This is a genomic window from Mycobacterium sp. PO1, from assembly GCF_017312405.1.
Lineage (GTDB): Bacteria > Actinomycetota > Actinomycetes > Mycobacteriales > Mycobacteriaceae > Mycobacterium.
In genome coordinates this window covers 1-14,227 of sequence record NZ_BLTG01000014.1, presented here as the reverse complement: position 1 = coordinate 14,227, position 14,227 = coordinate 1, and the positions used below count along the sequence as shown (strand labels likewise).

Genomic DNA, 14,227 nt, shown 5'->3' with positions numbered 1-14,227 from the left:
TGTCAGTTTGCTGAACGGGCAGTCCGCAACGCTGACAGCGTCGAATACCTGACGACCACTCAGGCGAGCGAAGGCGGTATTCGATGACTGACCGATACGACGTAGTGGTGGCCGGCGGTGGGCCGGCAGGATCGGCGGCCGCCTGGCAGGCCGTCCGGAACGGGGCCCGCGTGTTGTTGTGTGACAAGGCGGAATTCCCGCGGGACAAGCCGTGCGGCGACGGACTGACTCCACGCGCGGTGAGTTACCTGCAGAAGATGGGGCTGGGTGACGAGGTGGCTCGCTTCCACCGGCTCAACCGCGCCACCATCTTCAGTCCCAGCGAATGGGAGCTGTCTTTCCCGAACCGGCCCGGGATGCCCGACCACGGCCACGGCATCCGCCGCACCCAGTTGGACACCATGCTGATCGACCACGCCGCATCGGCCGGGGCCGACGTGAGGCAGGGTGAGGAGGTTGTCGGTGCCGTCACCGACGAGGACGGCCGCGTCACCGGCATCACGCTGAAGGGCGGCGAGCAGGTGCGTGCCGACGCGGTGATCGCTGCAGACGGCGCCTATTCGCCGGTCAAACGCTCACTGAAGCTGGACAGTCGCTATCACGGTTACTCAGCCATCGCGATACGTGCCGAGATGTCCGCGGTTCGCCCCGACTCCGACTCTCTGGACATTCATCTGAAGATCTCCCACCGCGGCGATCAATTGCCCGGCTACGGCTGGGTGTTCCCTCTGGGCGACGGACGGGTCAACGTGGGGCTGGGTTACGTGAACAGCTACCGGCACTGGAAACAGATCAACGCAGCCGAGTTGCTGGGACAGTTCATGGCCACTTTGCCGCCTGACTGGGAGCTGCCGCCGGTCGGCGCTCTGCAGAAGTCCAAGGCGTTGCAGGGCTGGCGGTTGCCGATGGGTTTCACGGCCTGGCCGCCCTGGCGCCCGGGCGTGCTGTTCGCCGGTGATGCGATGGGCGCCGCCCGCCCGGTATCGGGTGCCGGGATTTCCAAGGCGCTGCAATCGGGGCTGGCCGCCGGGGAGTGCGCGGTCGCCGCGCTGGCCAACGGTGGGCCCACCGACTTCACCCACTACGAGCAGGCGGTCAACGCGACGTGGGGCCGCGAGTACCGGCGCGGGAGGATGTTCCACCGCTTGGTCGGCGTGCCCGCCCTGACCACAGCCGGGCTCACGGTGCTGGACAAAGTGGCTCACCCCCGGTTCCGCGCGCGACTGCTGTTCTGGGAGAACACCCTGTCGGGCAGTTGAGGCCGGCTGTCAGTCGGCCAGGTCGAAAGCCTTGACGATCTTGGTCGGCCGCACCCGCACGACCAGTTCACCAGGCACTCCGTTGCGGCGGCCGAACTCCTGGGCGCGGTCGGCACCCATGTAGCGGCCGCCGATCCGGGTGGCGGTGGCGACCAGCTCCTCGGGGTCCTCGCTGAGCGTCACCTCGCCCTGCACCTGGACGAACGAGAACGGCGGCCGTTCGTCGTCGACGCACACCACGACCCGCGGGTCCCGGCGCAGCGCCCGGCCCTTGGCGGTGTCCCTGCCCGTGTTGAAAACGAGCTCGCGGCCGTCGACGACGAACCACACCGGCGCGACCAGTGGCCGCCCGTCGGCGGCGACGTAGCCCAGCTTGGCGGTGCGGGTGCCCTCGGAGAGGAATTCGATGACGTCGTCGGTCAGCTCAGCCATGGACTCAGCCTACGGTCGCCGTCAGGGCAGCAGCTTCTGCAATTCCTCGACGAAGCCGACGGTCTCGCGGCGATCACCCGACAGCGGATGCACCAACAGGGTCGTGACGCCGGCATCGGCGAAGGCGGCTACTCGCTCCTTGACGAAGCCGGCCGGTCCGACGAGCGAGACCTGCCGAACCAGGTCATCGGGAACCGCGTCGATGGCCTCGGCCTTCTTGCCCGCCAGGTACAGATCCTGGATGTGGTCGGCGACCTCACCGAACCCGTACCGCGTGGCCAGGCTGTGATAGAAGTTCCGGCCGCGTGCCCCCATACCGCCGATGTAGAGCGCCAGCTGCGGCTTGGCCCACGACAGCCGTTCGTCGACGTCGTCGCCGATGGCCAGGCTCGCGCTGACCATCACGTCGAGCGGACCCAGGGCCGGGTCGCGTTTGGCGGCACCGGCGCGCAGCGCGTCACCCCAGACCTCGTCGGCCTTCTCCGGGTAGAAGAACACCGGCTGCCACCCCTCGGCGATCTCGGCGGTCAGCTCGACGTTCTTGGGTCCGAGCGCAGCGATCGTGATCGGGATGCGCTCGCGGACCGGATGGTTGATCAGCTTGAGAGGTTTGCCCAGGCCGGTGCCCTTCTCGGCGGGCAGCGGAAGCTGGTAGTGCTTGCCGTCGTAGGCCAGCCGCTCCCGTCGCCACACCTGCCGGCAGATGTCGACGACCTCCCGCGTACGCCCGAGCGGTGCGTCGAACGGGAGACCGTGAAAGCCCTCGATGACCTGCGGGCCGGAGGTGCCCAGTCCCAGCCGGAAGCGGCCGTCGGAGACGTAGTCGAGGCCGGCGGCCGTCATCGCCATCAGAGCGGGGGTGCGGGTGTAGATCGGGACCACGCCGGTGCCCAACTCGATGCGGGAGGTGCGGGCGGCCAGGAAACCCAGTTGGCTGATCGCGTCATAGGAGTAGGCCTCGGCCACCAGGGCCAGGTCGACCCCGAGCTTCTCGAGTTCGACGACCTCGTCGACGGCCTCCAGGAAGCCGCCCGCGTAACTCAGGAAGATGCCGGTGCGCATCACAAAGTTATATACCCCAACCGGTTGGTTGGGTGCGCGTGGGCGGGATGCTACGGCTTGAGCAGCGCGACGACCTTGTTCTCGAGGTCCACGGGATCGTCGGCGAACGGGTCCATCACCGGCGCCTTCGGCAGCTCGACCTCGGCATCGGCGAAGTCGCGGTACTGCTTGTCGCCTGCCAGCTGGTACAGCAGATATCCGGTCATCAGCGCCCGCACGGTTTTCTGCGAGCTCTTGTCGGCGCCGGGCAGTCCGACGACACGGCCCAGCCGCCGGCCCTCCACCAGGCCGCCGGACTTGGCTTTGGGTGTCGAGCGCAGGGTCGCGGATTTCCACACCCGCGCCAGCTCGACCGCGTTGGATCGCAACGTCATGGGGTCACCGGGGGCGGTCAAGATCAGCCCCGGCACCGTCAGGGTGGCCGCAGGTTGCTCGGCAGGCGGGCTGCTGACCGTGGGATAGGCCGCGAAGGCCGCTTTGACTCTGCTCGGCATCCCCGCCGCGGCGAACACCGCCGCCGACGCACCGAAGCCGTGACCGGCGACCCCGAGCTTCTCGGGATGCACGCTGATGTCGCCGGTGCCCAGGCGCACGCCCGCGATGATGTCGAGCGCGGTGCCCATGTCATAGGCCAGATTCAGTGCCGACGGGGCGAACCCGATCTCGGTGTCGACACCGGCGGCGACGATGCCCCAGGAAGCCAGATGCTCGAGTGTCGCGTGGTAGCGGTGTGCCGATGTGATCCAGTCGTGAGCGAACACCACTCCAGGCAGGTTCGTACCCGCCGCCGGGGTGTAGACGACCCCGGGCAGACCGGCAAAACCCAGGTCACCCCGCATGACGCGCTGTGGACCGCGCCGGGTCAGCGCGCCAAAGAGCTTCTTGGTACTCGCCACCCGAAGACCGTAGCCCACCAGGGTTCGAGGTGCTTCTGCCGTACCCTGGTTGCCTATGTGCGGAATCGTCGGCTACGTCGGGCAGCGCCCTGCCTGCGAGATCGTCGTCGATGCGCTGCGCCGCATGGAGTACCGGGGTTACGACTCGGCAGGCGTCGCGCTTCTCGACGGTAGTGGTGGGCTCATCGTGAGTCGCAAGGCGGGTCGCGTGGCGAACCTGGAAGCAGCGCTGGACGAGGCCGGTATCAACGGCGCCAGCGGAGCGACCGGGCTCGGACACACCCGGTGGGCGACGCATGGCAGGCCCACCGATCGCAACGCCCACCCGCACCGCGATGCCACCGGCAAGGTCGCGGTCGTGCACAACGGCATCATCGAGAACTACGCCGCGTTGCGTCACGAGCTGGAGCTCGCAGGCGTGGAGTTCGCCAGCGACACCGACACCGAGGTCTCGGTGCACCTGGTGGCGCGCGAGTTCGCCCACGGCAGGCACGCCGGCGATTTCGCGGCGTCGGTGCTGGCCGTGCTGCGCCGCCTGGAGGGGCATTTCACCCTGGTGTTCGCCCATGCCGACGAGCCGGGCACGATCGTGGCTGCGCGCCGCTCGACCCCGCTGGTGCTCGGTGTGGGCGATGGCGAGATGTTCGTCGGCTCCGACGTCGCGGCGTTCATCGAACACACCCGCGAGGCCGTCGAGTTGGGTCAGGACCAGGCGGTGGTCGTCACCGCCGGGGGCTACCGGATCACCGATTTCGACGGTAACCCCGCCGTGGCCGATGTCGACTACCGCAGGTTCCACATCGACTGGGACACCTCGGCCGCCGAGAAGGGCGGCTACGAGTACTTCATGCTCAAGGAGATCGCCGAGCAGCCCGACGCGGTGTCGGACACGCTGTTGGGCCACTTCGTCGACAACCGCATCGTGCTGGACGAGCAGCGCCTGTCGGACCAGGAGCTCCGCGACATCGACAAGGTCTTCGTCGTGGCCTGCGGCACCGCCTATCACTCCGGGATGCTGGCCAAGTACGCCATCGAGCACTGGACGCGGCTGCCGGTCGAGGTCGAACTGGCCAGCGAGTTCCGGTATCGCGATCCGGTCCTGGACAGCCACACGCTGGTCGTGGCGATCTCACAGTCCGGTGAGACCGCCGACACGCTCGAGGCGGTGCGCCACGCCAAGGAGCAGAAGGCCAAGGTGCTGGCGATCTGCAACACCAACGGCAGCCAGATTCCCCGGGAGTGCGACGCGGTGCTCTACACGCGCGCCGGACCGGAGGTCGGGGTGGCCTCGACGAAGACGTTCCTGGCCCAGATCGCCGCCAATTATCTTGTCGGGCTTGCCCTCGCCCAGGCGCGCGGCACCAAATACCCCGACGAGGTGGCCCGCGAGTACCACGATCTGGAAGCCATGCCCGAGATGATCTCGCGGGTGCTGGCCACCGCCGAGCCGGTGATGCAGCTGGCGCAGCAGTTCGCTCCGTCGCCGACGGTGCTGTTCCTCGGTCGCCATGTCGGGTTCCCGGTGGCGCTCGAGGGAGCCCTCAAGCTCAAGGAGCTGGCATACATGCACGCCGAGGGCTTCGCGGCCGGCGAGCTCAAACACGGCCCGATCGCGCTGATCGAGGACAACCTGCCGGTGATCGTGGTGATGCCGTCGCCGAAGAACGCCGCGATGCTGCACGCCAAGCTGTTGTCGAACATCCGGGAGATCCAGGCCCGCGGGGCCATCACGATCGTCATCGCCGAGGAGGACGATGACACGGTGCGGCCCTACGCCGATCACCTGATCGAGATCCCTTCGGTGCCAACGCTTTTCCAGCCGCTGCTGTCGACCATTCCGATGCAGCTGTTCGCTGCCGGCGTGGCCCGGGCTCGCGGCTACGACGTGGACAAGCCGCGCAACCTGGCCAAGTCGGTGACCGTCGAGTAGTAACGCCGAAGCATGTGGGTTCGATAAGAAAAGTATGAGTTTTCTGGCAGCTTGGTCGCCGCTGCCGTGGCTCCTCTGACGAATCCGGTGCGACCGCGCTTATCTGCGCAAACAAAGGTCGGGAAATCACATGCTGGAACACCATGGGTACGAACGCAGCGGTCGCTGCACGGTGAGCCCACGCCGCGACGGTGACGCGCTGGTGCTGCACGTCGCCGGCGATCTGGACGTGCTCACCGCGCCGACGCTGATGACACACCTGGACGTCGCGTTGAGCGGCGGTGCTGCGCTGCTGATCGTCGACCTCCTCGACGTCACGTTTCTGTCCTCGGCGGGAATCAGCGTGCTCGTCGAGACGCACCGCCTGACCGAACCGGCGGGGGTGTCGCTGCGGGTGGTCGCCGAGGGGCCGGCGACGAGCAGGCCGATGCGCCTGATGTGCGTCGACCAGATCATCGACCTCTATCCGACCCTCGAGGACGCGCGAGCCGGACGACCGGCCACCGCGACCTGACTCAGCCGCGAGGCGACTGCTGGTACAGCACCAGTCTCCACCCATCGGCTGTGCGGTGATACACCGACGACATCGCCGCCACGAACGGTTCGGGCTGTCCGTCCCGGTGCGCGGTGCCGGTGTAGACCAGCGCGGCGGTGTCCGCGGAGATCTCGATCACCCGCACGTCGGTGATGTCATAGCGCGCCCACGGCGGTGACTGGCCCAGCGCCGCCGTCACGGTCGCACGGTCCATCACCATGCCGTTGGCCAACACCATGACCGCGTCGTCGGTCATCAGCGAGCCGTAGAACTGATCGCCGGTGCCGTCGCACAGCGACCGCCAGCCGGCGTGTTCGAGTTCGAGCAGTTCACTCAACGTCATGCCTGTCGTCATACCCACTGTGCTCCATGACCAGAACGTCGCCGCGTAGCGTGGAACTCATGCGGTCCTACTACACCGCCCAGCAGATCCGCGACTCCGAGGCGCCGCTACTGGCCGCGCTGCCCGACGGGGTACTGATGCGCCGCGCGGCGTTCGGGCTGGCCACCGCGATCAGCCGGGAGCTGGGAACTGTCAACGGTCGCACCGTGTGCGCAGTCGTCGGTTCCGGCGACAACGGCGGAGACGCGCTGTGGGCGGCGACGCTGCTGAAGCGTCGCGGTGCCGGTGCCCGCGCGGTCCTGCTCAACCCCGACAAAGCGCACCCCAAGGCGCTGTCCGCATTCCGCGCCGCCGGTGGCCGCATCGTCGAAACCGTGCCAGCGGCAACTGATCTGGTGATCGACGGCGTCGTCGGAATCTCGGGCTCAGGTGCGTTGCGGCCGAATGCGGCCGAGGTGTTCGCCGCCGTGGAGCAGGCCGGTATCCCCGTCGTCGCCGTTGATCTGCCCAGCGGTCTGGACGTGCACACCGGGGCCGCCGAGGGGGCCCACGTCGACGCCGCGCTGACCGTCACGTTCGGCGGACTCAAACCGGTGCATGCGCTCGGACGCTGCGGCAGGGTCGAACTCGTCGACATCGGGCTGGACCTGCCGCCCTCGGACATTCTCGGGTTCGAGGCCGCCGACGTCGCCGCGCGCTGGCCGGTGCCCGGACGTGCCGACGACAAGTACAGCCAGGGCGTCACCGGCGTGATGGCAGGGTCGTCGACGTACCCCGGGGCGGCGATCCTGTGCACCGGTGCGGCGGTCGCGGCCCACTCGGGCATGGTGCGTTACGCGGGAACCGCGGCGGGCGAGGTGGTTTCGCACTGGCCCGAGGTGATCGCCACACCCAGCCACGCCACCGCGGGCCGGGTCCAGGCCTGGGCGGTGGGACCCGGGCTGGGCACCGACGAGGCGGGCGCGTCCGCGCTGTGCTTCGCGCTCGAGTCCGATCTGCCGGTGATCGTCGACGCCGACGGGCTGACGATCTTGTCGGCGCACCCGGAGCTGGTGGCCGATCGGGAGCCGCCCACGGTGCTGACACCGCATGCCGGTGAGTTCGCCCGTCTGGCGGGGTCGCCGCCGGGCGACGACCGCATCGCCGACACCCGCAAGCTCGCCGATCGGTTGGGGGTGACCGTCCTGTTGAAGGGCAACGTCACCGTCATCGCCGAGCCAGGGGCCGGGCCGGTCTACCTCAACGTCGCCGGCAATTCCTGGGCGGCCACCGCGGGCTCGGGTGACGTGCTCACCGGGGTCATCGGAGCGCTGCTGGCCGGCGGTCTGCCGCCGGGTGAGGCCGCAGCGGCGGCGGCGTTCGTGCACTCGCGCGCCGCCGGGGCGGCGGCCTGCGATCCCGGTCCGGCTCCGGTGCCGACGTCGTCGTCGCAGATCCTGGCGCATCTGCGCACAGCGTTGGGTTCGATCCTCTAGAAATAGGGGCATGCCCAACGTCTCACGTCACTCGTCTCTGACCCCCGCCTACACGGGCCGGATGTCCACCTCACCCATCCCGGCGCTGCGGCTGCCCGACGAGTCCCTCGACCCGGAGAATGCCTACCGGTTCATCCACGACGAGTTGATGCTCGACGGCAGCTCACGGTTGAACCTGGCGACGTTCGTCACCACGTGGATGGATCCCGAAGCGGGGCAGCTGATGTCGGAGACTTTCGACAAGAACATGATCGACAAGGACGAGTATCCGGTCACCGCGGCGATCGAGCAGCGCTGCGTGTGCATGGTGGCCGACCTGTTCCACGCCGAGGACCTGCGCGACGACGATCCGTCCAGTGCGACCGGGGTGTCCACCGTAGGCTCCAGCGAGGCGGTGATGCTCGCCGGGCTGGCGATGAAGTGGCGGTGGCGCGAGCGGGCCGGTTCCGGAGAGGGACGGGACTGGAAGAACCGCACCCCCAACCTGGTCATGGGTTCCAACGTGCAGGTGGTGTGGGAGAAGTTCTGTCGCTACTTCGATGTCGAAGCCCGCTATCTGCCGATGGAGGAGGGGCGCTACGTCATCACCCCCGAACAGGTCGTCGACGCCGTCGACGAGAACACGATCGGGGTGGTGGCGATCCTGGGCACCACGTTCACCGGCGAACTCGAGCCCGTCGGGGACATCTGCGCCGCGCTGGACAAGCTCGCTGCTGACGGCGGGTGCGATGTGCCGGTGCACGTCGACGCCGCCAGCGGCGGGTTCGTGGTGCCGTTCCTGCATCCGGACGTGGTGTGGGATTTCCGGCTTCCCCGGGTCGTGTCGATCAACGTCAGCGGACACAAATACGGGCTGACCTATCCCGGCATCGGCTTCGTGGTCTGGCGCAATGCCGAGCACCTGCCCGAGGACCTGGTGTTCCGGGTCAACTACCTCGGCGGCGACATGCCGACGTTCACGCTGAACTTCTCCCGGCCCGGCAACCAGGTGGTGGGTCAGTACTACAACTTCCTGCGGCTCGGCCGCGACGGCTATCTGCAGGTGATGCGGTGCCTGTCGGAGAACGCGCAGTGGCTGGCCCACGAACTGGCCGGGATGACCGGACCCGACCGGAAGCCGGTCTTCGAGGTGATCTCCGACGGATCGGCCATCCCGGTGGTGGCGTTCAAGCTGGTCGACGGCATCAAATACACGGTCTTCGACGTCTCGGCGCTGCTGCGCGGGTTCGGCTGGCAGGTCCCCGCCTACACCATGCCCGACGACGCGGCCGACATCGCGGTGCTGCGGATCGTGGTCCGAGAGGGCTTCTCGGCGAACCTGGCCCGCGCCCTGCGTGACGACCTGGTCAAGGTCCTCGACAAGCTCGATGCCATCGACGTGGGCGGGTTCGCCGACGAGGCGCATTTCGCCCACTGACACCGCGCCTGGGACAATCGGGTGCAGTGACCACCACGCCGAACATGACCCAGCACCTGTCGGGGGCTCTGCCCGTCGCGTCAGTCGACCTCGACGCGATCGCCGACAACGTCGCTGTGCTGCGCGAACGCGCCGGGTCAGCCGCGGTGATGACCGTCGTCAAGGCCGACGGCTACGGCCACGGCGCCACGGAGGTGGCCCGGGCGGCGTTGGAAGCGGGTGCCGCCGAGTTGGGGGTCGCGACCGTCGCCGAGGCGGTGCACCTGCGCCAGGCCGGTATCACCGCACCGGTGCTGGCCTGGCTGCACCCGCCCGGCACCGACTTCGCGCCCGCACTGCAGGCCGGCGTCCAGATCGCCGTCTCCTCGCCCCGCCAGCTCGCCGACCTGCTCGACGCGGTGTCGCGCACCGGCTGTCAGGCCACGGTGACCGTCAAGACCGACACCGGGCTCAACCGCAACGGCGTGGGGGAGAGCGACTACCCGGCGGTGCTCGACGGGCTGCGCAGGGCCTGCGCCGACGACGCGGTGCGGGTACGGGGGCTGATGTCGCACCTGGCGCACGGAGACGACCCCGAACATCCCTTCAACGACGAGCAGGCCCGCCGGCTCACCGCCCGCGCGATGCTGGCCCGCGACTTCGGACTCGAGTTCGAGGTCGTGCACCTGAGCAACTCGCCCGCCACCATGACGCGCCCGGACCTGGCCTTCGACATGGTGCGCCCGGGCCTGGCGACCTATGGACTCAGCCCTGTTCCCGAGCGCGGCGATCTCGGGCTGCGTCCGGCGATGACGGTGACGTGCCCGGTGACCCTGCTGCGCCCCGTCGCCGCGGGTGAAAGCGTGTCCTACGGGCACACCTGGACGGCGACGCGCGACACCACACTGGCGCTGATCCCCGCCGGTTACGCCGACGGCGTGTTCCGGTTGCTCAGCAATCGGATGCAGGTGAGCATCAACGGACGTCGCTACCCCAATGTGGGCCGGGTCTGCATGGACCAGTTCGTGGTCGACCTGGGACCCGGAGCCGTCGACGTCGCCGAGGGCGACCAGGCCGTCCTCTTCGGGCCCGGTGACCACGGGGAACCGACCGCACAGGAGTGGGCGGACCTGCTCGGCACCATCAGCTACGAGGTCGTGACCAGTCCCCGCCGGCGCATCGCACGGGCCTACCTGCGCGGAGGTCGGTCCCGGTGAGCGCCCGGGCGGGGTGGCTGGCCGGTGCGGCCGGGGTGACCGCCGTGGGCACTGCCGCGGGTCTGTCGGTGGCGAAGTCGTTGCGGCGCAAGTTCAGCGACGACGATCCGTACCGGGACGAGGATTTCGAGCTGCTCGACGCCGACCGCAGCTCTGTCGTCACCACGCCCGACGGAGTGCCGCTGGCCGTGCGCGAGGTCGGTCCCGAGAACGCAGGCCTCACTGTCATTTTCGCGCACGGGTTCTGCCTTCGGATGGGATCGTTCCACTTTCAGCGGGCCCGGCTCAGCGAGCAGTGGGGTGAGCAGGTCCGCATGGTTTTCTACGATCAACGCGGGCATGGCCAGTCCGGGGAGGCGCCACCGGACACCTACACCGTCGAACAGTTGGGCCAGGACCTCGAGAGCGTGCTCGCAGTGGTGGCCCCCCGCGGCCCGGTGGTGCTGGTCGGGCATTCGATGGGCGGCATGACGGTGCTGTCGCATGCCCGGCAGTATCCGCAGCGCTATCCCACCAGTGTCGTCGGTGCGGCGTTGATCGCCTCTGCCGCAGAGGGGGTGGCGCGTTCGCCGTTGGGTGAGATCCTGAACAACCCGGCGTTGGAGGCGGTTCGGTTCACAGCCAGGTACGCCCCGGCGCTCGTACATCGGGGACGCGGTGCGGCGCGTTCGGTGATCGGTCCGATCCTGCGAGCGGCGTCCTATGGGGATCACCGGATCAGTCGCAGCGTGAATGCCTTCTCCGAGCGGATGATGCACGACACCCCGATCGCGACGCTGGTGGAGTTCCTGCATGCGCTGGAGGTGCACGACGAGACCGCGGGGCTGACGACGCTGAGCAAGGTGCCGACTCTGGTCGCTTGCGGGGACCGTGACCTGCTCACGCCGATGGACTACTCGCAGGACATGGCCGACCAACTGGCCAAGTCTCAGCTCGTGATCGTCGGCGGCGCAGGTCATCTCGTGCAGCTCGAGCGTCCCGACGTCATCGACGACGCGCTGGTGCGTCTCGTCGAGCGGGCGACGCCGTCCAAACTCGTGGCGTTGACCCGTCGGATGCGGCAGCGGGTGGGGTTGCATGGCTGACCGGGGAGGTACGGCCGAGCTGTCGACCGCCGAGGACACGATCGCCTTGGGCGCCTCTTTGGGGCGCTCCCTGCGGGCCGGAGACGTGGTGGTGCTGTCCGGGCCGTTGGGTGCCGGGAAAACGGTGCTGGCCAAGGGGATCGCACAGGCGATGGACGTCGAGGGCCCGGTGATCTCGCCGACGTTCGTGCTGGCGCGGGTGCATCGGGCTCGTCGCGCCGGCGCGCCGGCGATGGTGCACGTCGATCTGTACCGGTTGCTGGACCAGACGTCGGTGGACCTGCTCGGCGAGCTGGACTCCCTGGATCTCGACACCGACCTCGACGACGCGGTCGTCGTCGTCGAATGGGGTGAAGGCGTCGCCGAGCGGCTGTCCGACAGCCACCTCGACATCCGGCTGGAACGCGCCCCCGACACCGAAACCCGCACGGCGATCTGGAATTGGAGTCGGCCGTGAGCAGGTTTGTCCTGGCGATCGACACCGCCACCCCGGCCGTCACCGCGGGGGTGGTTCGGTGCGACGAGTCGGGTGATGAGGTGCTCGCCGAGCGTGTCACGGTGGACGCGCGCGCCCACGCCGAGCAGTTGACCCCCAACATCGTGGGCGCCTTGTCCGACGCTGGGCTGGCCGCAGATCGTCTCGACGCGGTCGTGGTGGGGTGCGGGCCCGGCCCGTTCACCGGACTGCGCGTCGGGATGGCGACCGCCGCAGCGTTCGGGCATGCGCTCGGGATCGCGGTGCGCGGGGTGTGCAGCCTGGATGCGATCGCGGCGGGGACGACGGGTGACGTGCTGGTCGTCACCGATGCGCGCCGCCGGGAAGTGTATTGGGGTCGCTACCGTGACGGTGTGCGTGTCGACGGTCCGGCCGTCAACGCTGCGACCGACGTTCCCGCAGGTGCCGGGGCGGTGGCCGGCTCCCCTGAACACGCGGCGTTGTTCGAGTTGCCCAGGCTGGCGCCGGTGTATCCGAGCGCCGCCGGACTGGTTGCCGCCGTGGCTGATTGGGATGTCGAGCCACAGCCGTTGGTGCCGCTCTATCTGCGCAGGCCCGACGCGAAGCCGCCGGCGGCCCCGCGATGAGCACGGTCGTGTACGGCCCGCTGACCCCGCGTGATGCCGCCCGCTGCGCGGAGCTCGAGTCGCTGTTGTTCGACGGCGACGACCCCTGGCCCGAGCGCGCGTTCCTGGCCGAGCTCGCCGCAAAGCACAACCACTATGTCGCGGCACGCGTCGACGACAAGCTGGTGGGATACGCCGGGATCGCACGCCTGGGCCGCGTGAAGCCCTTCGAGTACGAGGTCCACACCATCGGCGTCGATCCGGCCTATCAAGGGCAGGGAATCGGCCGGCAGCTGCTGCGCGGCCTGTTCGACTTCGCCGGCGACGCCACGATTTTCCTGGAGGTCCGCACCGACAACGCGGCGGCGATCGCGCTGTACGAGAGCGAGGGCTTCGAGCAGGTGGGGCTGCGTAAGCGGTACTACCGGGTCAGCGGCGCGGACGCCTACACGATGAAACGGGATCGGCGATGATCATTCTGGCTATCGAGAGTTCCTGCGACGAAACCGGTGTCGGGATCGCTGAACTCGGCGGCGACGGTTCGGTCACGCTGCTCGCCGACGAGGTGGCGTCCAGCGTCGACGAGCATGCCCGGTTCGGTGGGGTGGTGCCCGAGATCGCCTCGCGTGCGCATCTGGAGGCGTTGGGGCCGACGATGCGCCGTGCCCTGGCCGCGGCCGGGATCGCGCGGCCCGACGTCGTCGCGGCGACGATCGGCCCGGGGCTGGCGGGCGCGTTGTTGGTCGGGGTGGCCGCGGCCAAGGCCTACGCGGCGGCCTGGGGGGTTCCGTTCTACGCCGTGAATCATCTGGGCGGACACCTGGCCGCCGACGTCTTCGACCATGGCCCACTGCCCGAAGCCGTCGGGTTGCTGGTGTCGGGCGGACACACCAATCTCCTGCATGTGCGTTCGCTGGGGGAGCCGATCGTCGAGCTGGGCTCTACTGTCGACGACGCTGCCGGGGAGGCCTACGACAAGGTGGCGCGGCTGCTCGGGCTGGGCTATCCCGGGGGCCGGGTGCTCGACGAGCTCGCCCGTGACGGGGACCGCGACGCCATCGTGTTTCCGCGGGGGATGACCGGGCCGCGCGACGACCCGCACGCCTTCAGTTTCTCCGGCCTGAAGACCGCCGTGGCCCGCTATGTGGAGCGCCATCCCGAGGCTTCGCAGGCCGACATCGCCGCGGGCTTCCAAGAGGCGGTGGCCGATGTGCTGACCCTCAAGGCAGTGCGCGCCGCACGCGAGTTGGGGGTGTCCACGCTGCTGATCGCCGGAGGAGTGGCGGCCAACTCGCGGCTTCGGGAACTGGCCGCCGAGCGCTGTGAGGCGGCCGGGATGACGCTGCGCATTCCACGCCCGCGGTTGTGCACCGACAACGGCGCCATGATCGCCTCCTTCGCCGCGCACCTGATCGCGGCCGGCGCTGAGCCGTCCCCGCTGGACGCTGTCAGCGATCCCGGGTTGCCGGTGGTGCAGGGCCAGGTGGCCTGACAGCACGCCCCGGTCAGAACGGTGGTGGGTCATTGGGGTCGTT

Annotated in this window: 15 protein-coding genes; 11 read left to right on the top strand and 4 right to left on the bottom strand. The window is 69.0% G+C overall.

Features of this window, described 5'->3' with window-relative positions:
* Positions 1-83: 83 nt before the first annotated feature.
* Positions 84-1,259, top strand: a complete 1,176-nt coding sequence (locus tag J3476_RS05755; protein ID WP_207065549.1) for a geranylgeranyl reductase family protein — start codon at positions 84-86, stop codon at positions 1,257-1,259.
* Between the two features lie 9 nt (positions 1,260-1,268).
* Here J3476_RS05755 and J3476_RS05750 read toward each other — a convergent pair whose 3' ends face one another.
* From J3476_RS05750 to J3476_RS05740, 3 genes are read right to left on the bottom strand one after another with little or no spacing between them, the layout of a single operon-like run.
* The gene (locus J3476_RS05750; protein WP_207065548.1) at positions 1,269-1,691 is read right to left on the bottom strand and encodes a PPOX class F420-dependent oxidoreductase; all 423 of its coding nucleotides are present in this window, start codon (positions 1,689-1,691) and stop codon (positions 1,269-1,271) included.
* Positions 1,692-1,712: 21 nt separating this feature from the next.
* On the bottom strand, positions 1,713-2,753 hold the full coding sequence (locus J3476_RS05745) for an LLM class F420-dependent oxidoreductase (RefSeq protein WP_207065547.1): 1,041 nt from the start codon (positions 2,751-2,753) through the stop codon (positions 1,713-1,715).
* Between the two features lie 50 nt (positions 2,754-2,803).
* The gene (locus J3476_RS05740; protein WP_207065546.1) at positions 2,804-3,649 is read right to left on the bottom strand and encodes a dienelactone hydrolase family protein; all 846 of its coding nucleotides are present in this window, start codon (positions 3,647-3,649) and stop codon (positions 2,804-2,806) included.
* Positions 3,650-3,704: 55 nt separating this feature from the next.
* Between J3476_RS05740 and glmS the strand changes: the two genes are divergently transcribed.
* Both glmS and J3476_RS05730 read left to right on the top strand, forming a co-directional pair.
* Positions 3,705-5,579 carry a glutamine--fructose-6-phosphate transaminase (isomerizing) gene (gene glmS, locus J3476_RS05735; protein ID WP_207065545.1) on the top strand — a complete coding sequence of 625 codons (1,875 nt, stop codon included), beginning with the start codon at positions 3,705-3,707 and terminating at the stop codon, positions 5,577-5,579.
* 130 nt (positions 5,580-5,709) lie between these two features.
* Complete coding sequence (locus J3476_RS05730) at positions 5,710-6,093, top strand: STAS domain-containing protein (protein ID WP_207065544.1); 384 nt, start codon at positions 5,710-5,712, stop codon at positions 6,091-6,093.
* Position 6,094: 1 nt separating this feature from the next.
* Here J3476_RS05730 and J3476_RS05725 read toward each other — a convergent pair whose 3' ends face one another.
* Positions 6,095-6,469 carry a nuclear transport factor 2 family protein gene (locus tag J3476_RS05725; protein WP_286182638.1) on the bottom strand — a complete coding sequence of 125 codons (375 nt, stop codon included), beginning with the start codon at positions 6,467-6,469 and terminating at the stop codon, positions 6,095-6,097.
* 47 nt (positions 6,470-6,516) lie between these two features.
* Here J3476_RS05725 and J3476_RS05720 point away from each other — a divergent pair, with 47 nt between their 5' ends.
* Genes J3476_RS05720 through tsaD form a run of 8 tightly spaced genes read left to right on the top strand, consistent with a single transcriptional unit; the run spans position 6,517 to position 14,184 of the window.
* The gene (locus J3476_RS05720; protein ID WP_207065629.1) at positions 6,517-7,932 is read left to right on the top strand and encodes an NAD(P)H-hydrate dehydratase; all 1,416 of its coding nucleotides are present in this window, start codon (positions 6,517-6,519) and stop codon (positions 7,930-7,932) included.
* 10 nt (positions 7,933-7,942) lie between these two features.
* Complete coding sequence (locus J3476_RS05715) at positions 7,943-9,349, top strand: glutamate decarboxylase (RefSeq protein ID WP_207065543.1); 1,407 nt, start codon at positions 7,943-7,945, stop codon at positions 9,347-9,349.
* 44 nt (positions 9,350-9,393) lie between these two features.
* Positions 9,394-10,545 carry an alanine racemase gene (alr, locus tag J3476_RS05710; protein WP_207065628.1) on the top strand — a complete coding sequence of 384 codons (1,152 nt, stop codon included), beginning with the start codon at positions 9,394-9,396 and terminating at the stop codon, positions 10,543-10,545.
* Positions 10,542-11,630 (top strand): alpha/beta fold hydrolase, encoded by a 1,089-nt coding sequence (locus tag J3476_RS05705; RefSeq protein ID WP_207065542.1) that lies wholly within the window; start codon positions 10,542-10,544, stop codon positions 11,628-11,630. The genes alr and J3476_RS05705 overlap by 4 nt, the downstream gene beginning before the upstream one ends.
* On the top strand, positions 11,623-12,087 hold the full coding sequence (tsaE, locus tag J3476_RS05700) for a tRNA (adenosine(37)-N6)-threonylcarbamoyltransferase complex ATPase subunit type 1 TsaE (protein WP_207065541.1): 465 nt from the start codon (positions 11,623-11,625) through the stop codon (positions 12,085-12,087). The genes J3476_RS05705 and tsaE overlap by 8 nt, the downstream gene beginning before the upstream one ends.
* Positions 12,084-12,713 carry a tRNA (adenosine(37)-N6)-threonylcarbamoyltransferase complex dimerization subunit type 1 TsaB gene (gene tsaB, locus J3476_RS05695; protein ID WP_207065540.1) on the top strand — a complete coding sequence of 210 codons (630 nt, stop codon included), beginning with the start codon at positions 12,084-12,086 and terminating at the stop codon, positions 12,711-12,713. Before tsaE ends, tsaB begins: the two co-directional genes overlap by 4 nt.
* Positions 12,710-13,165 (top strand): ribosomal protein S18-alanine N-acetyltransferase, encoded by a 456-nt coding sequence (gene rimI / locus J3476_RS05690; protein WP_207065539.1) that lies wholly within the window; start codon positions 12,710-12,712, stop codon positions 13,163-13,165. The genes tsaB and rimI overlap by 4 nt, the downstream gene beginning before the upstream one ends.
* Entirely contained in the window at positions 13,162-14,184 is a 1,023-nt protein-coding gene (gene tsaD / locus J3476_RS05685; RefSeq protein ID WP_207065538.1) for a tRNA (adenosine(37)-N6)-threonylcarbamoyltransferase complex transferase subunit TsaD, read from the top strand. The genes rimI and tsaD overlap by 4 nt, the downstream gene beginning before the upstream one ends.
* The last annotated feature ends 43 nt before the right edge of the window (positions 14,185-14,227 follow it).

Coding starts and splice junctions, on each gene's coding strand:
- J3476_RS05755 (WP_207065549.1), top strand. CDS start 84: ATGACTGACCGATACGACGTAGTGGTGGCCGGCGGTGGGCCGGCAGGA.
- glmS (WP_207065545.1), top strand. CDS start 3,705: ATGTGCGGAATCGTCGGCTACGTCGGGCAGCGCCCTGCCTGCGAGATC.
- J3476_RS05750 (WP_207065548.1), bottom strand. CDS start 1,691: ATGGCTGAGCTGACCGACGACGTCATCGAATTCCTCTCCGAGGGCACC.
- tsaE (WP_207065541.1), top strand. CDS start 11,623: ATGGCTGACCGGGGAGGTACGGCCGAGCTGTCGACCGCCGAGGACACG.
- rimI (WP_207065539.1), top strand. CDS start 12,710: ATGAGCACGGTCGTGTACGGCCCGCTGACCCCGCGTGATGCCGCCCGC.
- J3476_RS05715 (WP_207065543.1), top strand. CDS start 7,943: ATGCCCAACGTCTCACGTCACTCGTCTCTGACCCCCGCCTACACGGGC.
- J3476_RS05745 (WP_207065547.1), bottom strand. CDS start 2,753: ATGCGCACCGGCATCTTCCTGAGTTACGCGGGCGGCTTCCTGGAGGCC.
- J3476_RS05725 (WP_286182638.1), bottom strand. CDS start 6,469: ATGACGACAGGCATGACGTTGAGTGAACTGCTCGAACTCGAACACGCC.
- J3476_RS05720 (WP_207065629.1), top strand. CDS start 6,517: ATGCGGTCCTACTACACCGCCCAGCAGATCCGCGACTCCGAGGCGCCG.
- J3476_RS05730 (WP_207065544.1), top strand. CDS start 5,710: ATGCTGGAACACCATGGGTACGAACGCAGCGGTCGCTGCACGGTGAGC.
- tsaD (WP_207065538.1), top strand. CDS start 13,162: ATGATCATTCTGGCTATCGAGAGTTCCTGCGACGAAACCGGTGTCGGG.
- alr (WP_207065628.1), top strand. CDS start 9,394: ATGACCCAGCACCTGTCGGGGGCTCTGCCCGTCGCGTCAGTCGACCTC.